Source organism: Halomonas sp. KM007, from assembly GCF_050709225.1.
GTDB lineage: Bacteria > Pseudomonadota > Gammaproteobacteria > Pseudomonadales > Halomonadaceae > Vreelandella > Vreelandella hamiltonii.
Genome location: NZ_CP136131.1, coordinates 2,849,203 through 2,871,693, shown reverse-complemented (window position 1 = coordinate 2,871,693; position 22,491 = coordinate 2,849,203). Strand labels below are relative to the sequence as shown.

Sequence of the window (22,491 nt, the reverse complement as noted above, 5' to 3'; positions counted from 1 at the left end):
TCCCTGCCTCATAAGCGTGGCTCATGATTGCAGCTCCCCCCAGTGAACGCCAGCCAAAGCGTCAACGAGAAAGCGCTGAAGAGAAAGCGTCAGCGCGCCAACGTCGCCCCCCGGGCCGCAGGGCTGTGGGCCACCATGCTGACCACGCTGCCGACCATGATCAGGCAAGGCGATGGCAGCGGCCGGTCCCTCAATTGGCCAGGCATGCTCGCCAGGGTGCCGGTCAGCGATTGCTGGTCGGGCTGGCTGGCATTGGCGACCAGCATGATGGGCCAGGTGTCTGGCAGTCCTGCCTGGCGCAAGCTGTGGCAAATGGCCTCCACCTTGGATAACCCCATATAGAACACCAGCGTTTCATCCTGTCGGGCCAGCGCTGCCCAGTCAGGGGTGCCGCCTTCTCGGCACAGCTGCGCGGTAATGAAGCGCAGTTGCTGGGCATGGCTGCGGTCGGTCAAAGGAATTCCCATTCCCGCCGCGGCCGCCGACGCGGCGGTAATACCCGGGACGATGTGTGCCGGTAACGCGGCTTGCGCCAGCGCTGCCAGCTCTTCGCCCATGCGCCCGAACACGCTCGGGTCACCGCCTTTCAGGCGCACCACCGACTTGCCCGCCTGAGCCAGTGACACCAGCAAATGGCCGATGTCGGCCTGTGGCACGCTGTGGTGACCTCGGGCTTTCCCGACGTAGTAGCGCTCGGTGCCTGGGGGAATCAGCGCCAGCACGTCATCCCCGACCAGACGATCGTAGACCACGGCATCGGCCTGCATCAATAACCGCGCCGCCTTCAGCGTCAACAGCTCGACGTCTCCGCTGCCAGCGCCCACCAGGTAAACCGTACCTGCCCGGCACTCGCCGCTGAGCGGCAAGCGAACGCTCGCTGTAGCATCATCTTGCAGCGGCGCCAGGGCCCGCAGGCCAAAACGCATGAGGGCCTCAGGCCATTTCTGGGTCAGTTGCTTGGCGAGTGTGCGCATGTGGCCGCTCCTGTTCGAGTAACGCGTTTAATTCAGGGATACAGCTCCCGCACTGGGTACCGCAGGCCAGCCGTGCGCCCAGCGCCTCGAGGCTGGTATCCCCTTGATGAATAGCCTTGACGATGCTGGCCTGCCCCACCTGATGGCAGCTGCACACCACCGGGCCAGCATCCGCTGCGCCATCGTCACAACCGGCCAGCAGGCGTCGCCGCTGAGCGTTGGAGAGCGCGGTATCGGTAAATCTTTCAGCCAACCAGGCAAGCCCTGGCAGCTCGTCAGGCGGCCCGACCATCAGCCACCAGCGCAGCTGCCCATCGATCACGCTGGCTGCTCGCAAGCGCCCGGTTGCAGCGTCTTCACACCATAGCGAGGCCGGGGTTCCACACCAGTGGGCGAGCGTGACCAGCCAATCCTCTCTCGGCTGGCAGCCCGCCAGTTGCCAGCGCGTACAGCCTGGCAAGGGAATACGCGCCCAATAATCGCTGTCGCACCACGCGGGCGACTCGTCTGCCTGGGCCACCAGCAAGGTGGCCTGCCAGGCGATGGGTAACCGACGCAGGGCCACGGCGCCCTGTTTGGATTCTGGCTGGCCCGAGACCGGGTCGGTGATGCCTTGCAGCAAGGCGCCACTGCGCCCCTGGCCCGTAAAGCAGTCGGTCCAGTGCATGGGCACGAACACTTCCCCACGGCGATGCCCGTGGGCAAGGCGCACACGCCCCCGATACTCCCCCGTGGCCGCGCTCAACTGAGCCAGCGACTGCGCTTCGAGCCCATGCTCGGCGGCGTCCTCGGGATGCAGCTCGATGAAGGGTTCGGCGCGATGGTTCATCAAGCGAGGCGCACGGGCCGTGCGGGTCATGGTGTGCCACTGGTCGCGCACGCGGCCAGTGTTGAGGCGCAGCGGGTAGCGCTCGCAAAGCGCCTGCTGGGGCAAACGCGGATCGATCGGCAGCAGCCGTGCACGACCGTTGGGCGTGGCAAACTGGCCATCCACGAACAGCCGCGGGGTGCCGTGGGGCGCTTGCCGAGTGACCGGCCACTGAATGGGGGCCAGCGCATCATACGCCGCCTGGCCCAGGCCGCTCAGGCCTGAGATGTCGAACAACCGCGCAGAGGCACCGCTATTTTCATAGCCGGAAAGCCGCGCATGCTCATCGAAGATTTCCCAGGGGTGGGCATAATCGAACGCTTCTGCGAACCCCAACCGCTTGGCCACCTCGCAGATGATCCACCAGTCGTGTTGAGCCTCGCCCGGCGGAGGCAGCATTCCCCGCTGGCGGGAAATGCGCCGCTCGGAGTTGGTGACCGTGCCATCCTTTTCCGACCAACCCGACGCGGGCAGCACGATATCGGCAAAGGGCAGCAGGTCGGTATGGGCCACACACTCCGAAACGATGACCAGCGGGCACTTGGCCAGGGCGCGACGCACCTGTTCACCGTTCGGCAGACTCACTGCCGGGTTGGTGGCCATGACCCACAGCGCCGTGACGTCGCCACGCTCGATGGCCTCGAACAGCTCCACCGCCTTGTGGCCCGGCCCGTCAGGCAACGAGGCTGACAGGTGCTCCGTCGACCAGAAGCGGCTGACACGCTGGCGTGCCCCGGGCGTGTGGTAATCCATATGCGCCGCCAGCTGGTTCGCCAACCCGCCCACTTCGCGCCCGCCCATGGCATTGGGCTGGCCGGTGATCGAAAAGGGCCCGGCCCCTGGCAGGCCAATCTTGCCGCCCGCCAGGTGGCAATTGATGATCGCATTGCACTTGTCGGTACCACTGGAGGATTGATTGACGCCCTGAGAGTACAGAGTGACCACATGCAGCTGGCTGGCAAACCAGTAGTAGAAGGTCTCCAGCCGCTCTTCATCGACGTCGCAGGCCTTCGCAACCGCTTGCAGGCTACCGGCGCTCTGCTGGGCGGCGGCCAGCGCCTGCTCGATACCTTCGGTGTGCCGCTGCAAATAGACGTCGTCCAGCTTCTGCTGGGCTGCCATCCAGGCCAGCAGCCCGTTGAACAGAAAGGCGTCGCTGCCTGGCGCGATGCCCAGGTACAGATCGGCGATATCACAGGTGTCCGTGACTCGCGGGTCCACCACCACCACGCGCATCAGTGGATTACGCTCCTTGGCGACTTTCAGGCGCTGATACAGCACAGGGTGATTCCAGGCCAGATTGGAGCCCACCAGCACCACCAGCTCGGCCTCTTCCAGGTCTTCATACTGGCAAGGCACGGCATCCGCCCCGAAGGCACGCTTGTAGCCCGCCACGGCCGACGCCATGCATAGCCGTGAGTTGGTATCCAGATGCGGGGTGCCGAGGAAGCCTTTGAACAGCTTGTTGGCGACATAGTAGTCTTCGGTCAGCAGCTGCCCTGACAGGTAGCCCGCCACGCAGCCATTGCCATGGGCACTGCGCTGGGCCTGCAGCCGCTCGGCCGTGGCGGTCAATGCTTGCTCCCAACTCACCTCACGGCCATCGACCCGAGGACGCAGCAGTCGACCATGGTGGCCCAGGGTTTCATGCAGCGCCGTGCCCTTGACGCATAACCGGCCATGGTTGGCAGGATGCCCGCGATCCCCTTCTACCGCCGCAACGCAGCCGTTTTCCAGAGTAGCCATCACTCCGCAGCCCACGCCACAGTAGGGGCAGGTGGTGTTGACCTGAGCGGTCGTTGGCATGGCATTTCCTCCCGCGCTAAAAAGCAAAAAGCGCCCAAGCCAGCCTCTCTCAAGAGGCTTGCCTGGACGCCGTTGTCACAGGGGCACGTCACGTGCCGTACTCATCAGTGGTTTGCTGCGTTTAGCGTTATTCGACGCGATTAGTCATTGTGCTGATTATGGGCAAATATGCTGCAATGAGCCGTTGTTGGTTGTTACCTGGGGTACTGCAAGTATTGGACCTATATTCCAAAAAACTCATAAATATCAGCAAAAACATAAACCTAAAGAAACCGCCTCTCACATACTGCGCCTTCACAACACGCCAGCGAGCCTTTCGCTGGTGCAGGATCACCCCAAGAGGCACCAAACCAGTGCAGGCATGGCCCGCTCCACGGCTACTTCTGTTTCTTTTGATACCCTCAAACAATTGATTTTAAAAAACTATACTGCTCCAGCCATCGGCTGGCCGATTTTTTGCTGCTGCTAGTCATACGAGTTTACATCGCGCAGCCAATGGCGGTTGCGGCATGTTACTGAATCTGCCCATGGGCAACGACGCCCCTGACACCCTTCCTCGTGAAGGTCGTGTCAGGGGCGTTTTTTTATTCACAGGAGCCACCATGGAAACGGTCTCTCGATGCACACCCAACGCGCATCTGGTGGTCATTGGCAACGGCATGGCCAGCCATCGACTGGTCGAAACGTTGCTGCGTCACCCGTCGCGCCCGGCACGCATCACCGTGATCGGCGAGGAGCCGGTGCCTGCCTACAACCGCATCCTGCTGTCACCTCGGTTAGCCGGTGATCTGGAGCAGCAGGCCCTGACCCTGCAAGACCCAGAGGCCCTTGCCCGGCAAGGCGTTAGCCTGCGCCTTGGCCAGCGCGTTGCGCAGATCGACCGTCAACGTCAGCGGGTCATCACTCACTCGGGCGATGCACTCTCCTATGACCGACTGGTGATAGCCACCGGCTCCCGCTCGGCCATGCCCGACCTGCCGGGGGTCACCCTGCGCGGCGTGCATGGTTTTCGCACCCTCGAGGACGTGGCCACCCTGGAAGCCATTGCCCAGCGCGGTGGCCACGTGGTGGTGGTGGGCGGCGGCCTGCTGGGCCTGGAAGCCGCCGACGGCCTGCGCAAGCGCGGCGGCCCGGCGCTGCGTGTCAGCCTGCTGCAGCGCAGTGAACGGCTGATGAACCGCCAACTGGATACCACCGCCGCCAAATTGCTGGAAGCCACCCTGCAGGAACGAGGCATGACCTTTCATACCGGCGTGACGCTGACCGGCCTGCAAGATGACGGCCAGGGCCAGGTCTGTGCCGTGACACTGGCCGACGGGCGCCAGCTGCCCGCCGATCACGTCATCATGGCGGCGGGGGTTTGCCCCAACAGCGCCCTTGGCCAGCAGGCGGGGCTCGCCTGCGAGCGGGCCATCCTCGTCGATGGCCACCTGACCACTTCCGACCCGCACATCTTTGCGCTGGGCGAGTGCTGCCAGTTCGAACAGCACACGTACGGCCTGGTGGAACCGATCTGGCGGCAGGTCGAGGTGTTGGCCGCCGTACTGTGCGGCGAAGCGCCAGCCCATTATGCAGAAGCCCCCACGGCCACCAAGCTGAAGGTCAGCGGCGTGCAGCTTTACGCGTTCGGGCCCACCGAGGCGGAACCACACCACGACACGCTGCACTACCTGGACCCTGAAAACGGCGACTACTGCCGCCTGCTGATGCATCAGGGACGCCTGGAGGGCGCCATTCTATACGGTGATACCCGGCACGGACCCTGGTACTTCGAACAGGCGCTGGCCGCCACCGACCTCACTGCGTGCCGCCATCTGCTGCTGTTTGGCGCAGCGGATGCCCAGGCCGTGCTGGCATCCCACGCATCTTCCCCATTCTCACACCGCGAGGCGGCTTAGCCATGTCTACTCAACATCCCCAACAGAAACTGATCATCGTCGGTAATGGCATGGTCGGTCACCATGTCGTCGAGCAGCTCGTCGACAGCGGTGCGCTGGCCACTTTCGAGGTGACGATCTTTGGCGAAGAGCGCCACCGTGCCTACGACCGGGTTCACCTTTCCGAGTACTTCAGCGGCCGCGATGCGCAGTCCCTCGCCCTGTGCGATGCCGATTATTACGCCACTCACGGCATTACCTTGCGCAGCGGCGAAGCCGTCACCGCCATCGACCGCGAGCAGCAAACGGTGCGCACCGCCCAGGGCGCATACCCTTATGACCAGCTGATCCTGGCCACCGGCTCGTTTCCCTTCGTCCCCCCCATTCCCGGCAACGATCAGCCCGGCTGCCTGGTCTACCGTACCCTGGATGATCTGGACGCCATTCGCGCCGCCGCCCAGGACGCCACCAATGGCGTAGTGGTGGGCGGCGGCCTGCTGGGCCTGGAGGCCGCCAACGCGCTGCGCGGCCTGAATCTGGACACCGCCGTGGTAGAGTTTGCGCCCCGCCTGATGCCCATGCAGGTCGATAGCGAAGGCGGCGAGCTGCTGCGTGAAAAAATCGAGGCACTGGGGGTTCAGGTACTCACCGAACGGGCCACGCAGCGCATCGAGCCCGGCGACACCAGCCGCCTGCGCATGGTGTTTCAGGATGACAAGGTGCTGGAAACCGACCTCATCGTCTTCTCGGCCGGTATTCGCCCCCAGGATACGCTGGCCCGTGAGTGCGGCCTGCGTATCGGGGAGCGCGGCGGCGTGGTGATCGATGACCAGTGCCGCACCAGCGACCCCAACATTCTCGCCGTTGGTGAGGTGGCGCTGTGGAACCAGAGTATTTTTGGCCTCGTGGCGCCGGGCTACCAAATGGCCAAAACGGCGGTCTCGACGCTGACAGGCGGCGACGCCTGCTTTAGTGGTGCCGACATGAGCACCAAGCTCAAGCTGTTGGGTGTGGATGTCGGCTCTATCGGCGATGCCCACGGCACCCAGAACCCGGGAGCCCGCATGTTCCGCTATCTGGACCCCCTCACCCAGGTCTACCGCAAGCTGGTGGTCAGCAGCGATGGCAAGAAGCTGCTGGGGGCGATGCTGGTAGGCGATAACAGCGTGTACGACACCCTGCTGCAGTATTACGCCAACGGCATCCCGCTGCCCAAAGAGCCCGCTGCGCTGATTCTGCCTCAGCAAAGCGGCGCTGCCCCGGTACTTGGCCCGGATGCGCTGCCGGAAACGGCGATGATCTGCTCTTGCCATAACGTCACCAAAGGCCGTATTTGCAGCGCCATCGACGAGGGTGCCAGCGACCTGGCCAGCGTGAAAGGAGCCACCAAGGCCAGCACGGGCTGTGGCGGCTGCACTTCCCTGCTGAAAAGTGTCGTGGACCACGAGCTGGCCGCCCGCGGTGTCGAGGTAGACACCTCGATCTGCGAACACTTCGCCCACACCCGACAGGAGCTTTATGACCTCGTGCGCGTGGAAGGCATCAAGACGTTCAGCGAGCTGATGGCAAGGCACGGTAACGCCGATACCCACGGGTTGGGCTGCGACATATGCAAACCCGCCGTGGCGTCGATCCTCGCGTCCTGCTTCAACGAACCGATTACCGATGCCGCCCACGTGCCGCTGCAGGACACCAACGACACCTTCATGGCCAATATGCAGAAAAACGGCACCTACTCGGTGGTACCACGCATTGCGGGCGGGGAAATCACGCCTGACAAGCTGGTGGTATTGGGTCAAGTGGCCCAGAAATATCAGCTCTACACCAAAATCACCGGCGGCCAGCGTATCGACCTGTTCGGCGCCCGCCTGGAGGATCTGCCCGCCATCTGGGGTGAACTGATCGAAGCAGGGTTCGAGACCGGCCACGCGTACGGCAAATCCCTGCGCACCGTGAAGTCTTGCGTGGGCAGCACCTGGTGCCGCTACGGCGTTCAGGACAGCGTCGGCATGGCGATTCAGCTGGAGAACCGCTACAAGGGCCTGCGCGCGCCGCACAAGATCAAGTTCGGCGTCTCCGGCTGCACCCGGGAGTGTGCGGAAGCCCAGAGCAAGGACATCGGTATCATCGCCACCGAGAACGGCTGGAATCTCTACGTGTGCGGCAACGGCGGCATGCGCCCACGCCACGCGGAACTCTTCGCCACCGACCTGGATGACGAACAGCTCTACCGCACCATCGACCGCTTGCTGATGTTCTACGTCCGCACGGCCGACCGTTTGCAGCGCACTTCGGTATGGCGTGAAAACCTGGAGGGCGGGCTGGACTACCTGAAAGACGTGATTCTGGAAGACAGCCTCGGCATCGGTGCTGAGCTGGAGCGCCAGATGCAGCACGTGGTGGACAGCTACCAGTGTGAGTGGGCCAACGCCATCAGCGACCCGGAAAAGCTCAAGCGCTTCCGCAGTTTCGTCAACGACCAGCGTCCCGACCCGTCGATCATCATGACTTCCGAGCGTGGCCAGCTGCGCCCCGTATAACTTCGCCCATCCGCCACGAGAATCGCCATGACCGCGACTGCACAGCACACAATGCCGAGTTCAGACTCCATGTCGAGTACAGACTCCATGTCGAGTACAGACACCAGCACTGATATAAGCACCACTGCCAGCGAGAATACCTGGCAGCCATTGTGCACCAGGGCCGACCTGGTCGCTTTTTCAGGCGTGGCCGCCTGGCTGGGCACGCCGAAAGGCCCCGCCCAAGTGGCGCTTTTCTACGTACCCGGCCACGAGCACGAACTCTACGCCCTGGACCACCGCGACCCCTTCTCAGGCGCCTATGTCATCGCCCGAGGTATCGTCGGCGACCTGCAGGGCAAGCCCGTCGTGGCCTCCCCGCTGTATAAGCAGCACTTCCGCCTGGAGGATGGCCAGTGCGTGGAAGATGACACCATCAGGCTGCGTACCTGGCAGGTACGCTTTCAGGGGGAGGGGGTGTGGATAAAGGGGTAAGGTGAGCCACACGCTTCACCAACGGCGGCAAAACACCTGGCAATCCCGAGGGCTGCCCAATACGGTCGAGTAAGCCGTCAAACGCTGTTCCGCACGGAAACCCGCCTTCTCCAGCACCCGCCAGGAGGCCGCGTTCTCCTCCGCCACGATGGCCTCCAGGCGGGTGATGCCATACAGGCAGCGGGCATCCTCGATCAGGCGGTGGAGCGCTTTATGGGCAAGCCCCTGTCCGCAGGCCGCTTGCGCAATGCGATACCCGACGCGGGCTTGGCCGTTGTCGATATCACGCAGGTTTGCACGGCCCACGATTCTGCCGCGCCAGCGGACGATCAAGGGGCTCATCCGCCGCTGAGCATGGAGCGCCAGACACTCGACGATGTGCTGAGCCACGCCTTGCGGCGTGTAAAAGCGCTCTGGACGCGCTTCGATATGCTGCTCGAACCAGACGCGCTCGGCTAGCTCGAAATGCAGCAAGTCGATTGCATCTTCTGGGGTGAGCAGATCAAAGGCCACGTCATGGGCATGTTGCATGAGTATCACCTTCCTTGGGGGCGTACGGGCAATTCCGCAAGAAATCGCTGACATTGCCTGCCATCCTGTTGCTATGCTTGCCAGCCTCTTGATTAGGTAGGCATGGGAGCCATCAGTTCATGAAAACAGAAGCCTCGACCCTGGCTTTTTCCGCCTTCATGGCCCTCTTGATCGGCTGTGCGGGCATCATCGCCACGCTGGCCTCGAATTCTCAAGCCATTCTGTTGGACGGCCTGTTCAACCTTATCTACTTTAGCGTAGCGCTGGTGACCATCAAGGTCAGCAAACTCGCCAGCCGTCCGGATAGCGAGTCGTACCCGTTCGGCTACAGCTACTTCGAGTCGCTGGTTAATTTATGCAAAGGTTTGCTGATTTTGGGGGTATCGATCTTCGCGCTGGTGGATGCCGTAGCGGCGCTGCTGACTGGCGGGCGAGAAATTTCAGCGGGGCTTGCGGTGATTTATGCGCTGTTTGCCACCGCCGCCTGCTCGCTGACCGCCTGGGTCATGCACCGCCGTCAAAAGCGTGTCAGCAGCCCGCTGGTGGCCGCCGACAAGCTCAACTGGGTGGTCAACAGCGTGATTTCAGGCGCCGTATTGGCTGCCTTTTGCCTGGTTCTGGTATTTGACACCTTGGGTTGGCAAACCCTGCTCCCGTATGTGGATTCGGTGCTGGTCATTGCCGTTGTGGTGCTTTGCCTGGGCGTGCCGGTACGCATGGCCTCACAAGCGCTGGCCGAGCTACTGAACAAGACACCCGAGGAAAGCGTTGCCGCCCCCGTGCGCCAGGCGGTGGCCCGTGGCCTGGCAGACGTGGATACCGAGGAGGTTCGCGTGCGGATGGTACGCCCAGGTCGATTGCTGTACGTGATCGTGCACGTGGTGCTGCCAGAGCACCTGCCCAACCTGTCCTTGAAAGCGCAGGATTCCCTGCGCCAGCGCATCGACCAGGAGGTGCGTCAGCACTACTCCCCGGTGGTCTGCGATGTGGTCTTTACTTCCGATTACCGCTGGGCGGCGCCCTCCTGCGGCATGCTGATAGAAAAAGCGCGTTGACGCACTCGCTCCATACCATGAAAGGCACCCGAGGGTGCCTTTCATGCGCTTCTTCACTGTTTTAGCTTATCCGTATCAGGATTCGGGTTCGATACGATACAGGCCGCCATCTTCCTCGTCGGTCAGCACGTAGAGGTAGCCGTCCGGCCCCTGACGCACATCGCGAATACGGCCCAGGGTATCCGCCAGCAATACTTCTTCATGGGTGACTTCGTTGTTGTCGTCCAGCACCAGCCGGTGCAGCTGCTCACGCTTGAGCGACCCTACGAACAGGCTGTTCTGCCACTCGCTGACGCCATCGGCGGTATAGAACACCATGCCGGAAGGCGCCATCGACTCCTCCCACACGTGGGTGGGCGCGGTCACACCGAGCGCTTCGGTGCCCAGGCCGATATGGGCATCGGTCGTATATTCGGTGCCGAAGGCCACCATGGGCCAGCCGTAGTTGGCGCCCGCTTCGACACGATAGAGCAAATCGCCGCCGTTCGGCCCATGGTCTACCGCCCATAGCTCGCCCGTCTCAGGGTGCAGAGTGAGCCCCTGATTGTTGCGGTGGCCATAGGAGTAGATTTCAGGACGCAGGTTGCCGGGCTCGACCCCGATGAAGGGGTTGTCCGGGTGGGCGCCCCCCTCTTCCAGCAGGCGGATCATCTTGCCGCCCGGGTTGGTCAGGTCTTGCGGCAGGTTCTGCACGTTGCGGTCGCCGATGGGGAAGATGATCTCGCCGTTGCCCGGAAACGCGATGCGCGAACCATAGTGAGCGCCCGGATGGGTGCGCGGCACTTGGGTATAGAGGGTTTCGAGATCGACCAGCTCGGCGCTGTCCGCATCGATACGCGCTCGGGCCACCGCCAAGCCGGTGCCGTAATCCGGCTCGTAGGTACTGAAGGCGCGGGGATCACCAGGGCTGGAGAAGGTAAAATAGACCCAGCCATTCTCGTCGTAATCGGGATGCACGGCCACGTCCAGCAAACCGCCTTGATTGCCGCCCTCCGTGGCAGACTCCTCATCCTCGTCGATGTCCGTTTTGGGCAAATTGCCCAGCTCGGTCACGTTGTCGCCATCGACCAGATTCAGACGCCCGGGACGTTCCGTCACCAGCATCCGTCCATCCGGCAGCCATGCCACCGCCCAAGGGTGCTCCAGCCCGCTCAACACCTGCGTGATGGTGAAGCGGGTCTCTTCACTTTCTACGCCACTGGCGACTTCTTCATTGACCGCCCGGACATCAGCGTGAAGGGCGCTCGCGCTGCCCAGCAGCGCAAATGCGGCCGTACAATGGGGTAGTTTGCCAACGGAAAGCGGAAATCGTCCCTGAGTCTTCATGCGGTGCTCCTTGCTTGAACCCAAAAAAGTTAAACATTAGCGTTATCACCGGTTCAGCCTAGAAGACCTTGGTAGAGGCAGCAACAATAGTTAGCAAGCGAATCTAAGAAGCACTATCCGCTATCGTGACCACCCACGCTGGCCGAAAAAGCGCCGGCAAAAACTCGTCGGGGTAACCGCCCGGATTGGCGATCACCCGCGTACCGGCGCACATCGTGTCTACTGGCTCATGCACATGCCCATGAATCCACAGATCCATCTTTCCCATCAGATGGGGAAGGTGGGAGGCAAAGGCAGGAGATAGCGCATCCCCGAGGTAGCGCTCTGGAATGCAGCGATGCAGAGGCGCGTGATGGCTAATGACTACGCGGCGCCCTTCAAAGGGTATGGCAAGCTCTTTCTCCAACCATGCCACAGCAGCAGCGTGCAACCGCTGACTGGCCTGGGGGGTGAACACCTCCTCTTCATCAAGCGTGATCACGCTAAAATCTGGCATATAGCGCTGAGCCTTGGTGTACGTCTCATGGGGGTCACGGGTAGGGTCATCGGCGTAAAGCGCAAAATCTGTCCATAATGTCGTGCCGTAAAAACGTACGCCGCCCAGGTCGACACTGCGGTTATCCAGCAGCTCGATACCCTGGTTAGCTGCCTCCACCACAAGCGCTTCTCTCAACGTCGGCATGCAGGTGCCATAAAATTCATGGTTACCCGGTACGTACAAAATGGGGAGGTCAGGAAACTGACTTCTGGCCCATGCAAACCCTTCGGTATGACGATGAATATCGCCCGCCAACACCACTATGTCGGCCGCTACCTCCGGCAGTTCGCGCTGCCCTGCAAAGTGCTCCAGGTGTAAATCTGACAAGACTCTCAAGCGCATCCGCCTGCTCCTTTGTTGAATGCTCGCTCACGCATTCGTAACGCTTACTTCAAGCGTCAGGCGGGCGACAAACTCCTCGATCAAGGCCACTACCGTGGATTCTGCTTCACGATGGGGAACGTGGCCGACGCCTGGCAGGATGTCACAGTGGGCTGGGCCGTGGGTGTAGCGCGCAATGCGCTCTGGCTGGCGGTGGGAACCATATTCGTCTCGCTCGCCGTGCAGTACCAGGGTCGGGCACTGCACGCGCTCGAGTGCGGGCACCAGCGTCCACTCTGCAAAGTCGGGGTGCAGCCATGTGTCGATCCAGGCATCGAGCACCCAGCGCGCGTTGTCGCCATGGTACCTGGCTAGCCTGGCAAACTGGTCGGGCTGTTGAAATGCTTCCTTGGCCGCTTCGATACCCTGACGAGTGCGCAGTTCGTTGAACGCCTGCGCGGCGATCGTGATCAAGCCTCGGCAACGCTCCGGCTGTTGGCCTGCACAGTGAACGGCCATGCAGCCTCCTACGCTGTGCCCCAGGGCGATGAAGTGGGTGATTGCCAGCGCCTCCAGCAGTGCTGCAACCGCTTGCCGGTATTCGTCCTCGATGAAGGTATGCGGCGGTTTCGCCAATCGAGCGTCAGAACGCCCGAAGCCCGCACGGTCGTAGGCAACGACTGGGTGCTGCGTGGCCTGGCAAAGGGCTGCGGGAAAGCTGCGCCATAGCTCCACACAGCCCAGCGAGTCGTGAAACAGCAGAATCGGCACCGCCGAGCGTGCATGGCACGGCTGCCAGGTGCGGGTAAACAGACGACCGCTGGGGGTATCTACCCAGCGGTCATGAACGGTCACTGCATCCGAGTGTGAGGTCATGGCATGGCTCTTTGTGTTGTCAGTGTTGTGTGAGCTGCTGACAACATAGCATGCCACTGCCGCGCTAGCGCTTCAGGAAATTGCTTTTGACCAGATGCACCACGTCATCCATCCGTCCGCTCAACACCGCCTTGGCCGAGTACAGCGCAGTCGAGGCGACCTGCCCTGCTTCTACCTTGGGCGGCATGACCAGCTCCATGGGGTTGACCACTACGTCCAGCAGCGCGGGGCCAGGTTGAGCAAGCCACTGGCTGATGGCCATATCCAGCTCCGACTGCTGCTCTACCCGGCGCCCCCACAGCCCCATGGCCTTGGCTACTTCTCCAAAGTCGGGGTTCTGCAGCTCTGTGTAGCTATCCAACAGCCCCTCCACTTTTTGCTCCAGCTCCACGAAGCTCAGGGAGCTGTTGTTGTACACCACGATCTTGAGCGGGATTCGTTGCTGGACCAGGGTCAGTAAATCACCCATGAGCATCGTCAGGCCACCATCGCCACACATGGCAATCACCTGGCGATGGGGGTAGGCCAACTGAATCCCCAAGGCCTGCGGGTAAGCGTTCGCCATGGTGCCATGCTGCAAGCTCGCGAGGGTGCGGCGCTGCTGGGAGGCGTGAATATGGCGCAGCATCCATACGTTGACACTGCCGGTGTCTGCCGTAAACAGTGCGTTCTCTGCCGCGTGACGGTCAATCGCCAACGTCAGCTCTTGTGGGTGGATCACTTGGCTATCATGACTTCCATGGGCAGACTTTTCCAACGACTTGGCGTAGCGCTTGCGGCACTTCTCTAGCCAGTGACTGCGCGTATTTTCCTTAACGACTTGAACGAGCGCCTCGCAAGTATCCCGCGTACTGCCGACGATGCCCACGTCCACCGGATAGCGCTTGCCAATTTGTGCGGGATCTCGATCTACCTGAATGATCGTGGCGCGCTCCGGATAGAACTGAGTGAACGCGAAATTACAGCCGAGTAACAGCAGCGTGTCGCACTCGGCCACTGCATGGTAGCCGCCCTCAAGACCATAAACGCCCGTCATTCCCACGTGATAGGGATTGTCGTACTCCATGAAATCTTTTGCCCGGGATGTCCAGGCAATCGGTGCTTGCAGCTTTTCGGCAAGCGCGATCACCTGCTCCCGCGCATCGTCGCAGCCAGCGCCTGCAAAAATAGTGATGTTGCCGCCTTTATTGAGCTGCTCGACGGCGGGCACTAGCGACTCTGCCGTCGGGCGTACCGAGTAGCTAAACCGGTGCGTGCGATAGCCCAGCTGATTCTCCGGGGTTTGTTCATCACATCACCTGGCACGATAAGGACCGCAACGCCACCTCTGGCAAGCGCCGCTTGGGCGGCTAACGCGGCCATGCGCCGCGCCTGCTCGGCGGAGACGACGGTTTCGCAAAACACGCTGTACTGCTTGAAAATAGCGCTTTGATCGACTTCCTGCGGGAACTGACTGCCCGTTTCGCCTAGCGCGATTTGCGAGGCGATAAGCACGACAGGTGAACCATTGCGATGCGCATCGAACAAGCCGTTCACGAAGTGCAGGCTACCAGGGCCACAGGAGCCTGCGCAGAGCGCTAGCTCCTGTGTCATATAGGCTTCGCCACCGGCGGCAAAACCACCGACTTCCTCGTGGCGAACGCCCACCCACTGGATGTCACTTTGCCGTAGGGCGTCCGTAAAGTGGTTCAACGTATCGCCCACCACACCATAGCAGCGCTTGGCGCCGGCGCTTTGCAGGGTTTCGACGATGATCTCAGCAACGTTTGCGCTCATGTGCGACTCCTTTCGCGGGGGAAATGGCACGTCCACCACCAAGCCTAGACCGAGACGATGAGTTTTGCCGGGCGGTCAGAGAGTAGCACACTATGCTGCGTCGCAGCATAAATGGGTCTACACTGAAAAGGGTGCCCTATAGGAGGACCCTGCGATGACCAACTCGAGCGTCATCACACCCGTGAGCGATGAGGTGCTAGCGTTTTGGCAATGTCAGGCGTATTGGCTGCGCGCCGCCAACGATGCCATCGCCGATTTTTACGGATAGCCAGCGCTTATGCGCCTGTATTTGCCTACTTAGACGAAAAGATAACCTGCAAAGCCGACACAGCGTGTCGGCTTTTTTATATTATGAAAACCTTTTCCATTCAATGATCTAACAAGCATCTTCGTATTGACGCCCCTTTTTGTAAGCTATTTCTTACGCGACATGGCAAATCACTTACATCTTTTGGACTAGAAACGCTCTGCAAAAGCGCCTAATATTCATATCACAGCTATCTTACTGCACTGCACAAAGCAAGCTGCGTATAACAAAAACGATTCCTCTACCTCTGCACCAGGAGTGTTCGCCATGAAGGATGCCATTACTCATAATGCGGCCATGGAAGTCGACGTCATGGAAGTCTGGGCAAAACGCGCGCAGCAGCAACGCGCCGCGTTCGACGCCCTCGCTGCCTATATGCGCCAGCAGTAAGGCACTGACTACGTCTTGGTCAGCGCCTTTGGCAAACGACCAAGACGTGGGGTGTCATGACTCCCAACCGCCCTCTTCAACGGGCTGCTGATTCAACTGCGCCAGATACGTCTCCTGCAGGATATACATACGTTTGACGTCACGGTATTGGCCGTTGATGAAGAATTCCTGAACCAAGTGGCCCTCTTCGATGAACCCGCTCTCCTCGTAGAGATGGATCGCTTTGACGTTCTGTACCGCTACGATCAAGTAGACCTTGTGCAGATTCAAAATCGTGAAGGAGTAGTGCAGCGCTTGGCGAATCAGTGAGCGTGCGAACCCTTTGCCCTGGTGCTCTGGGGTAATGATGATCTGAAACTCGGCGCTGCGGTGGATGTAGTCGATTTCGATCAGTTCCACCAAACCAATCGCGTTACCGGCGCTGTCTTCTGCTACGAAACGCCGTTCGGCGTTGTCGTGGATATGCTTGTTGTACAGCTCTTCGAGTTCATCGAAGGATTCGTAAGGCTCCTCGAACCAGTACGACATGATGCTCTGGTTGTTATTGAGTTCATGGACGAAGCGCAAATCATTGCGCTCCAGGGCACGAAGGAACAAAGCGGGACTCATGGTCGACACTCTCTTAATTCATCAAACGAGACAATGCCATCACACGGGCAATGTGGCAGGTCAGTCATTTTAACGACGGGGTTGACGCAACTGGGTGTGTTAGCCCTCGTAGTGTAGCGTTTTATTAACGGCGCGTTGACGCCATCGAAGGCTCTCGCTGCAAGGAGAACAACGCCCCAAGGGGGTGCTCGCGACCTTCGATCAGTGCACGCAGCAGTTGGGCACCTATCATGCTATACGTGATGCCGTTACCGCCGTAGGCCATGGCGAAATGCACTCGGGGACCTAGCGACTCGTGAGGTCCGAAATAGGGCAAACCGTCGTCGGTTTCCGCGAACGTGCCACCCCAGCAAAACGTCGGATTGATCTCAAGGTCAGGCCACAGTGTTTCTACCTTGGCCGCCAGCGTTCGCGCTTTTTCCATCACCCGTGCGTCCCGACGCTCGGCAATGTCTTCATCGTCATCCTCTCCGCCGATCAATAACCGCCCTTCTTGCGTGGAACGCAGATAGAGATACGGTCGTGCGGACTCCCACACCAGCGTGTGTCCCAGCTTGCCCAATACCTCGCTAGGCAAGGGGTCGGTCACAAACGCATAGCTACTACGATTGGCAGCCACTGGCGCTGGCAACCACGTTTGGCTTTCGTATCCAGAAGCGATAATGACCTGTTGGCAACGCAGCGTAGCCCCATTGCGAAGCCGAACGTTGACGCCGTCGTCATCAGTTATCAGCTGCTCCACCTGGGTGCGATCGAACACTTGGCTGCCCCGACGGACGACGTTTTCCAGTAAGTGATATGCCATGCGATATGGGTCGATACGGGCGGCCAACGAGGACAGGATCGCCCCTGGCGCTGAAAAGCCGTAGTCAGCCTCAATCGCACGCTGTTCCAGCCAAGCGACATCGAAGCCGAAGCGCTTGCGCATCGCAAGCTCAGCCTTCAACGCGTCGACATCCGCTTCTTGGCTCGCGAAGTAGAGGCTCTTCTGGCGACTGAAAGCGACATTACCCAGCTCGGCAGCCAAGCGCTCTAGCGAGACAATCGCCTCGGCGCAGCTTCGATAGGCCATCACGGCATTGGCCTCACCGTACTGCTCGGCCAAATGCACCATATGGGTGTCGATTTCATACTGCAGTAGCGCGGTACTGGCCGCAGAGCTTCCCCACCCTACATCACGCCTCTCGAGCACTACGACGCGATGGCCGTGGCGGCTTAGCTCATCGGCGATCAAAGCGCCGGTAATACCGCCGCCAATAATCACTGTTTCCGCTTGCAAATCCTGGTTAAGCTGCGGAAAAGGGGTCAATAATCCATTTTTTACCGTCCAGAACGGATAACCACTTTTAAGATCCATCTTATTGCCTATGCTGGATTGCCATACGGTCAGACCGGGCAGATAAACGTTGGGTGTCGCACCCATTAACCATAGTGGATGATTGGCAGCGTGCCCTGTCTCTGCCTCAACCAGGAGTCGTTCCATGAAGATTGATTTAAGAAGCGATACGGTGACACGCCCTACCGCCGCCATGCGAGACGCCATGATGGCGGCCCCGCTGGGCGACGACGTATGGGGCGACGACCCGACGGTGAACGCCTTTCAAGCCACGCTGGCCGAGCGTGCGGGTAAAGAAGCGGCGCTGCTTTTCCCCAGCGGCACCCAGAGCAACCTGGTGGCTTTGATGGCCCACTGCGAGCGGGGTGATGAGTACATCGTCGGCCAGAACGCCCACACCTATCGCTACGAAGGGGGCGGTGCCGCGGTATTGGGCAGCATTCAACCCCAGCCGATCGAAAACGCACCAGACGGCAGCCTGCCCCTCGACAAAATCGCCGCCGCCGTCAAGGCCGATGACTTCCACTTTGCCCGTACTCGGCTCTTGGCGCTGGAGAACACCATAGGTGGCAAGGTACTGCCTGCCGAGTACGTGCAGCAGGCCACCGCGCTGGCCCGAGAACACGGCCTGGCTACCCACCTAGACGGTGCCCGGCTATTCAATGCCGCCGTGGCCACGGACACCTCTCTCAAACAGCTTTGTCAGCCTTTCGACAGCGTGTCGCTATGCTTCTCGAAGGGGTTAGGCACGCCCATGGGCTCGGCACTGGTGGGCTCTCAGGCATTGATCGACCGGGCTCGACGTTGGCGAAAGGTCGTGGGTGGCGGTATGCGCCAAGCAGGCCTCATCGCTGCCGCCTGCCAGCACGCCCTGGATCACCACGTGGCAGATTTGGCTCACGACCACCGTCGTGCGGCACGCTTGGCCGAAGGTTTGGCAGCCTTTTCCGCCATCGAGGTGACCTCCCAGGCCACCAATATGGTATTCGTGCGCATCGACCCAGCGCATGTCGCGCCGTTGGCTAAGTGGCTCAAGGCGAATGGCGTGCTGATAGAACTTCTTTACGCTACGCGCATGGTCGTGCATCGAGACATTAGCGACGACGATATCGAACAAGTGCTGACCATCGTCCAGCGCTACTTCGATCAGGCGTAGCCGGAGGATGCGTTTCTTGCACGTTGCTTAAACACGTTGCTTAAAACAGTACCGAGTCGAACGCAAGGTGCACTGCGATGGCCGCCATCATCAGGCCGATCAGCCCATCGATGGTGCGCCATGCGCCGGGACGGGAGAGCCATGGCGATAGCGCCGCCCCGCCCCAGGCCAACAGGCTGAACCAGAGAATCGACGCTGTCGACGCCCCCGCGACGAACACGCCAGCACTCTCCTGCTGGGCACCAATGGCGGGAATCAGCAGCAGCGTATCGAGGTAGACCTGCGGGTTGAGCACCGTCACCGCTAGTGTCGCCAGCAGCACACTGCGCAGGCTGCGGGCTTTGACGCCGTTGACTTTCAAGCCTTCACGGCCGCTGACTGCACGCCATAGCGCTTGTGCCGCCAGCCAACTCAAGAACAGCACGCCCACCCAGCGCATGGCTTCCATGGCGCTCGGCATGGTGAGCAAAAATGCGCTGGCACCAAACATGCCGGCCGTCAGTAGCACGACATCCGCACTCATGCACAGCCCCGCCGACCACCAGTGGTATTCGCGGCGAACGGCCAGCCCCAGCACGTAAGCGTTCTGCGCCCCAATCGCCATGATGATGCCGCCACACACCACTAACCCCGTTAGGTAGCTTTCCCACATTACCCCGTCCTCTTTATCAGTATCCGCGATTCACTGGCAATAAAGTAACGGAGCGTACTGATTACCAAAAATCATACTGCTAATGAGGCATTATTTTTTCTAATGAAAATCGGTCATCTTTGGCCACTACTTTCGCTCGATTTTCGCTCGATCGGCCATGCTCTCCTAACGGCGTTGCTTGCTCGGCTTGTTCTCAGGTTTGAGCGGGCAGCCGCCGCAAAGCGGCTCGCCGGGCAGCCGATACTTGATACAGCAGAGTCGTCTCACCCTGGACGGTGTCTCACCCCCCAGTTCCAGATAACGCACCGGCTGATAAAGAGGGTTTCGCCGCCCATCGGGAAGCGTCTTGGTATCGAGATAATCCAACAGTGGGTCACCGGCAGCCGAAAACTCCGGGTGCCGCGAGCAGGCCTTGCCCACAAATTCAACGTAGTGCCCCAGGTTGCTCCAGAACACTTTGGCAGAGAGTCCCGAGATCACCGCCAGCAGCTCGATCAGCGGCGCGCAATGGTCATCGAATAAACGACAAAATCGCGCCTGGGGTGCGCTGGACGACAATGGCACGCCCCCATGGGGCAGCCAGATACGCGCGGTCTGGCCCTGATCGCCAACCGCCAACCGCAACTCATCTCCAGCCAATGGCAACTCGTAGCCCAGTAGCAGATTGGCCACAAGCGTCGGGATCGCGACACTGCTGAAGTGAAATTTCGACCAAATCGACGCAATGGCTTTGCCGTCAGCATGGTCACCGTGGCTACGGCCATAGCGCGCCAGTTGCTCACTCAAGAAGCCTCGATCCAGCAATGCAGAGGCTGCCAGCGTCGGTTCGTCAGGCGGACCAAACGCTGGAGCTTTCAGGTTCTCCAGCGGCGGCTGGCGGTACAGCGCTATCAGCGCCTCCGCAGGGTTCGCTGTCGCCCAAAGCTCACTTGGTTTGGTCGCCACACACCTCATAGCCGCCGCAGCCCCCACATGAAATAAGCACCGCCAATCAAGGAGGCGACCAAGCCAGCCGGTATCTCATAAGGGAAAATGATCTGACGGCCGACCCAGTCCGCCAGCACCATCAGCAGCATACCGATCAACGCCGCCCCTAACAGATGCTGGCCCGCGCGCGAGAAGCCGACCAAGCGGGCCATGTGCGGTGCTAACAAACCAATAAACGATAACGGCCCCACCACCAAGGTGGCGCAAGCGGTGAGCAGTGCAACGAGCAGTAGCAGCGCTAAACGCGCGCGGTTGAGCGTGACGCCAAGCGCCTTGGCCGTCGCTGCGCCCAGTGGCAGGATATCCAGCCAGCGGGTAAAAGGCAGCGTGACGAGCGCCAGTACGGCGGCAATGCCCCCGACCACCACGGCGTTGGTGATATCCACGTAGTAGGTGGAGCCCGCCAGCCAGGCGATCACCTGCTGGCCACGCGGGTCACCGCCTGCCAGCATCACGCTGCGCACCGCATCAAACAGAGCGCTGACGGCCACCCCGGTGAGCAGCAAACGCTCGGGGAGATAGCCGCTTTTACGGTTAATCCCCACCAATACCAACAGCGTCGCAAAAGCGCCCAGGGTGCCGACCCCGATCAACGTGAAGTTGGTCGGCGCGGGCAGCAGGAAAATCCCCAGAATCAGCGCAATGGCACAACCACCGCTAATACCTAAGACTTCAGGGCTGGCCATGGGGTTGGCCGAAAGGCGCTGAAGAATCGTTCCGGCAATCGCCAGCATCAACCCGCTGGCGGCGGCCGCCATCACTCGCGGCAGGCGCCACTGCATCACGTTCCAGTTATCCGGCGACAGCCAATACCAGCCATCGACACCTTGGCCAACGAGCAGACCAAGCAGCGTGGCGCCTAGTAGCGCGAGGAGCAAACCAGCGGCCAAGCGGGAAGGCGCCGGGTGACGATGGGCGAACACTCCCGCCCCTTTTGGCGGTTGGTCGCCTTGCAATTTCAAGCGCGGAATCAGCCACATCAACAGCGGTGCCCCTAGGGCACCGGTAATCGCTCCGGTGGGAATAAAGGCTGCCACCATGCCCCCGAACTGCTGCAGCAGCAGATCCGTGGTCGCCAGCAGTACCGCCCCCAATAGCGTCGACCATATCAGCCGCGACCTCAATCGACGCGCCCCCGCCATGCGTACGATGTTGGGTGCAGCCAAGCCAATGAAGCCGATGATCCCCACCACGCTGACGATGCTGCCGGTAATGAACACCGCCAGCCCCATGCCCGCAAAGCGTAGGTAAGTCAGCGATACCCCTAGGCTCTTGGCGCTGGCATCGTCCAGTTCCAGCACCGCCAGAGGGCGCAGCAAAAACCAAGCGGCGACACAGCTAATTGCCAGCCGCGGCCAGAGAGTCGCCACGCCGTCCCAACCGTTTTGCGCCAGCGATCCCGCGCCCCAAATCAGCAGCCCGGAAAGCGCCTCGTGGTTAAACAGCAACAGCGCGGTGGAGAGTGCGCCCAGGTATAAATTAACGACCAGGCCCGCCAACACCACCACAACAGGGGCCAAACCGCGCCGCCAGGAGAGCAGGAACACCAGCCCCACCGCTAGCGCGCCACCCGACAAGGCGACCCACTCACGCCCCACCACCAGCAGCCCTGGCGCCAGCAAGGTAGCGGTCATCAGCGCCAGATTAGCGCCCGATGCCACCCCCAACGTGGTGGGTGACGCCAACGGGTTGCGCAGCACCTGCTGCATGAGCACGCCCGCCAGCCCCAAACCGCCCCCGGCCAACAGCGCGATCGAGAGGCGCGGCCACCAGGCGTAATGGAGCAGAAGCTCGTCGACATTCTCGAAAGAAGGGGCCACTAATGCCTCTAGGCCCAGCGCAAAACCGCCTTGGCTCTCTAGGCCGACCCAAAACAGCACGACCATCGGCAGGCTCAGCAACAGACAAGCTTTCGCGGGGGTCATTCCTCCCATTCGTTGAGCAGCGCCTAGCATGAGACCCCTCCGTTGGTGGTGGCGGGACGATTCACCAAAAGAGCGTGAGTAGGCGGCTGCGTCATGGGAGTGACCTTAGGATATAAGCAAACGAGTGGATGGAAATGAGCGCTTGAATGACTGTCGAAGATTCTAAA

General features: G+C 61.0%; 20 protein-coding genes. 7 read left to right on the top strand and 13 right to left on the bottom strand.

Annotated features, from left to right (window positions below):
* Window positions 1-89: 89 nt before the first annotated feature.
* Together cobA and RVM27_RS13525 are read right to left on the bottom strand one after the other, a co-directional pair.
* Entirely contained in the window at window positions 90-974 is an 885-nt protein-coding gene (gene cobA, locus RVM27_RS13530) for a uroporphyrinogen-III C-methyltransferase (protein ID WP_193460846.1), read from the bottom strand.
* Window positions 934-3,648 carry a nitrate reductase gene (locus RVM27_RS13525; protein ID WP_498956818.1) on the bottom strand — a complete coding sequence of 905 codons (2,715 nt, stop codon included), beginning with the start codon at window positions 3,646-3,648 and terminating at the stop codon, window positions 934-936. The genes cobA and RVM27_RS13525 overlap by 41 nt, the downstream gene beginning before the upstream one ends.
* On the opposite strand from RVM27_RS13525, the gene RVM27_RS13520 reads away from it, so the two are divergent.
* The 4 genes from RVM27_RS13520 to nirD all read left to right on the top strand — a co-directional run bounded on the left by RVM27_RS13520 (window position 3,647) and on the right by nirD (window position 8,539).
* Window positions 3,647-4,117 (top strand): hypothetical protein, encoded by a 471-nt coding sequence (locus RVM27_RS13520; RefSeq protein WP_498956817.1) that lies wholly within the window; start codon window positions 3,647-3,649, stop codon window positions 4,115-4,117. The two genes, RVM27_RS13525 and RVM27_RS13520, sit on opposite strands and share 2 nt — an antisense overlap.
* A 133-nt stretch (window positions 4,118-4,250) precedes the next feature.
* Window positions 4,251-5,546, top strand: coding sequence for an NAD(P)/FAD-dependent oxidoreductase (locus RVM27_RS13515; RefSeq protein WP_498956816.1), 1,296 nt, complete (start codon window positions 4,251-4,253; stop codon window positions 5,544-5,546).
* A gap of 2 nt (window positions 5,547-5,548) precedes the next feature.
* Entirely contained in the window at window positions 5,549-8,065 is a 2,517-nt protein-coding gene (gene nirB, locus RVM27_RS13510; protein WP_498956815.1) for a nitrite reductase large subunit NirB family protein, read from the top strand.
* 87 nt (window positions 8,066-8,152) lie between these two features.
* Entirely contained in the window at window positions 8,153-8,539 is a 387-nt protein-coding gene (gene nirD, locus RVM27_RS13505) for a nitrite reductase small subunit NirD (protein WP_498956814.1), read from the top strand.
* A gap of 15 nt (window positions 8,540-8,554) precedes the next feature.
* Here the strand turns inward: nirD and RVM27_RS13500 are convergent, their stop codons facing one another.
* Window positions 8,555-9,070 (bottom strand): GNAT family N-acetyltransferase, encoded by a 516-nt coding sequence (locus tag RVM27_RS13500; protein ID WP_498956813.1) that lies wholly within the window; start codon window positions 9,068-9,070, stop codon window positions 8,555-8,557.
* Between the two features lie 119 nt (window positions 9,071-9,189).
* Here RVM27_RS13500 and RVM27_RS13495 point away from each other — a divergent pair, with 119 nt between their 5' ends.
* Window positions 9,190-10,125 (top strand): cation diffusion facilitator family transporter, encoded by a 936-nt coding sequence (locus RVM27_RS13495; protein ID WP_498956812.1) that lies wholly within the window; start codon window positions 9,190-9,192, stop codon window positions 10,123-10,125.
* Window positions 10,126-10,200: 75 nt separating this feature from the next.
* Here the strand turns inward: RVM27_RS13495 and RVM27_RS13490 are convergent, their stop codons facing one another.
* From RVM27_RS13490 to RVM27_RS13470, 5 genes are all read right to left on the bottom strand, one after another.
* Entirely contained in the window at window positions 10,201-11,451 is a 1,251-nt protein-coding gene (locus RVM27_RS13490) for a PQQ-dependent sugar dehydrogenase (protein WP_498956811.1), read from the bottom strand.
* A gap of 103 nt (window positions 11,452-11,554) precedes the next feature.
* Window positions 11,555-12,331: a metallophosphoesterase family protein gene (locus tag RVM27_RS13485; protein WP_498275330.1), complete on the bottom strand. Its 777-nt coding sequence runs from the start codon at window positions 12,329-12,331 to the stop codon at window positions 11,555-11,557.
* Between the two features lie 27 nt (window positions 12,332-12,358).
* The gene (locus RVM27_RS13480) at window positions 12,359-13,186 is read right to left on the bottom strand and encodes an alpha/beta fold hydrolase (protein WP_498956810.1); all 828 of its coding nucleotides are present in this window, start codon (window positions 13,184-13,186) and stop codon (window positions 12,359-12,361) included.
* A gap of 64 nt (window positions 13,187-13,250) precedes the next feature.
* Window positions 13,251-14,396 (bottom strand): thiamine pyrophosphate-dependent enzyme, encoded by a 1,146-nt coding sequence (locus tag RVM27_RS13475; protein WP_498956809.1) that lies wholly within the window; start codon window positions 14,394-14,396, stop codon window positions 13,251-13,253.
* Complete coding sequence (locus tag RVM27_RS13470) at window positions 14,396-14,962, bottom strand: thiamine pyrophosphate-binding protein (protein ID WP_498956808.1); 567 nt, start codon at window positions 14,960-14,962, stop codon at window positions 14,396-14,398. Before RVM27_RS13470 ends, RVM27_RS13475 begins: the two co-directional genes overlap by 1 nt.
* A gap of 574 nt (window positions 14,963-15,536) precedes the next feature.
* On the opposite strand from RVM27_RS13470, the gene RVM27_RS13465 reads away from it, so the two are divergent.
* Window positions 15,537-15,659 (top strand): hypothetical protein, encoded by a 123-nt coding sequence (locus RVM27_RS13465; RefSeq protein WP_255303821.1) that lies wholly within the window; start codon window positions 15,537-15,539, stop codon window positions 15,657-15,659.
* Window positions 15,660-15,713: 54 nt separating this feature from the next.
* Here the strand turns inward: RVM27_RS13465 and speG are convergent, their stop codons facing one another.
* A complete protein-coding gene (gene speG, locus RVM27_RS13460; RefSeq protein ID WP_498956807.1) occupies window positions 15,714-16,268 on the bottom strand; it encodes a GNAT family protein in 555 nt (184 codons plus the stop codon).
* A gap of 124 nt (window positions 16,269-16,392) precedes the next feature.
* Window positions 16,393-17,625, bottom strand: coding sequence for an NAD(P)/FAD-dependent oxidoreductase (locus RVM27_RS13455; protein WP_054645170.1), 1,233 nt, complete (start codon window positions 17,623-17,625; stop codon window positions 16,393-16,395).
* Between the two features lie 124 nt (window positions 17,626-17,749).
* Between RVM27_RS13455 and ltaE the strand changes: the two genes are divergently transcribed.
* Window positions 17,750-18,760 (top strand): low-specificity L-threonine aldolase, encoded by a 1,011-nt coding sequence (gene ltaE, locus RVM27_RS13450; protein WP_054641357.1) that lies wholly within the window; start codon window positions 17,750-17,752, stop codon window positions 18,758-18,760.
* Between the two features lie 40 nt (window positions 18,761-18,800).
* On the opposite strand, the gene RVM27_RS13445 is transcribed toward ltaE, so the two are convergent.
* From RVM27_RS13445 to fhuB, 3 genes are all read right to left on the bottom strand, one after another.
* Complete coding sequence (locus tag RVM27_RS13445) at window positions 18,801-19,412, bottom strand: LysE/ArgO family amino acid transporter (RefSeq protein WP_054645171.1); 612 nt, start codon at window positions 19,410-19,412, stop codon at window positions 18,801-18,803.
* Between the two features lie 165 nt (window positions 19,413-19,577).
* On the bottom strand, window positions 19,578-20,366 hold the full coding sequence (gene fhuF, locus RVM27_RS13440) for a siderophore-iron reductase FhuF (RefSeq protein ID WP_058578658.1): 789 nt from the start codon (window positions 20,364-20,366) through the stop codon (window positions 19,578-19,580).
* Window positions 20,363-22,354, bottom strand: coding sequence for a Fe(3+)-hydroxamate ABC transporter permease FhuB (gene fhuB, locus RVM27_RS13435; RefSeq protein WP_058578659.1), 1,992 nt, complete (start codon window positions 22,352-22,354; stop codon window positions 20,363-20,365). The genes fhuF and fhuB overlap by 4 nt, the downstream gene beginning before the upstream one ends.
* Window positions 22,355-22,491: the final 137 nt, after the last annotated feature.

Bases quoted from the DNA above. Each gene is read 5' to 3' on its own strand.
- fhuF (WP_058578658.1), bottom strand. From the start codon at position 20,366: ATGAGGTGTGTGGCGACCAAACCAAGTGAGCTTTGGGCGACAGCGAAC.
- speG (WP_498956807.1), bottom strand. From the start codon at position 16,268: ATGAGTCCCGCTTTGTTCCTTCGTGCCCTGGAGCGCAATGATTTGCGC.
- RVM27_RS13445 (WP_054645171.1), bottom strand. From the start codon at position 19,412: ATGTGGGAAAGCTACCTAACGGGGTTAGTGGTGTGTGGCGGCATCATC.
- fhuB (WP_058578659.1), bottom strand. From the start codon at position 22,354: ATGCTAGGCGCTGCTCAACGAATGGGAGGAATGACCCCCGCGAAAGCT.
- RVM27_RS13470 (WP_498956808.1), bottom strand. From the start codon at position 14,962: ATGAGCGCAAACGTTGCTGAGATCATCGTCGAAACCCTGCAAAGCGCC.
- nirB (WP_498956815.1), top strand. From the start codon at position 5,549: ATGTCTACTCAACATCCCCAACAGAAACTGATCATCGTCGGTAATGGC.
- RVM27_RS13485 (WP_498275330.1), bottom strand. From the start codon at position 12,331: ATGCGCTTGAGAGTCTTGTCAGATTTACACCTGGAGCACTTTGCAGGG.
- RVM27_RS13525 (WP_498956818.1), bottom strand. From the start codon at position 3,648: ATGCCAACGACCGCTCAGGTCAACACCACCTGCCCCTACTGTGGCGTG.
- RVM27_RS13480 (WP_498956810.1), bottom strand. From the start codon at position 13,186: ATGACCTCACACTCGGATGCAGTGACCGTTCATGACCGCTGGGTAGAT.
- RVM27_RS13500 (WP_498956813.1), bottom strand. From the start codon at position 9,070: ATGCAACATGCCCATGACGTGGCCTTTGATCTGCTCACCCCAGAAGAT.
- nirD (WP_498956814.1), top strand. From the start codon at position 8,153: ATGTCGAGTACAGACACCAGCACTGATATAAGCACCACTGCCAGCGAG.
- RVM27_RS13520 (WP_498956817.1), top strand. From the start codon at position 3,647: ATGGCATTTCCTCCCGCGCTAAAAAGCAAAAAGCGCCCAAGCCAGCCT.
- RVM27_RS13455 (WP_054645170.1), bottom strand. From the start codon at position 17,625: ATGGATCTTAAAAGTGGTTATCCGTTCTGGACGGTAAAAAATGGATTA.
- RVM27_RS13490 (WP_498956811.1), bottom strand. From the start codon at position 11,451: ATGAAGACTCAGGGACGATTTCCGCTTTCCGTTGGCAAACTACCCCAT.
- cobA (WP_193460846.1), bottom strand. From the start codon at position 974: ATGCGCACACTCGCCAAGCAACTGACCCAGAAATGGCCTGAGGCCCTC.
- RVM27_RS13465 (WP_255303821.1), top strand. From the start codon at position 15,537: ATGAAGGATGCCATTACTCATAATGCGGCCATGGAAGTCGACGTCATG.
- ltaE (WP_054641357.1), top strand. From the start codon at position 17,750: ATGAAGATTGATTTAAGAAGCGATACGGTGACACGCCCTACCGCCGCC.
- RVM27_RS13495 (WP_498956812.1), top strand. From the start codon at position 9,190: ATGAAAACAGAAGCCTCGACCCTGGCTTTTTCCGCCTTCATGGCCCTC.
- RVM27_RS13515 (WP_498956816.1), top strand. From the start codon at position 4,251: ATGGAAACGGTCTCTCGATGCACACCCAACGCGCATCTGGTGGTCATT.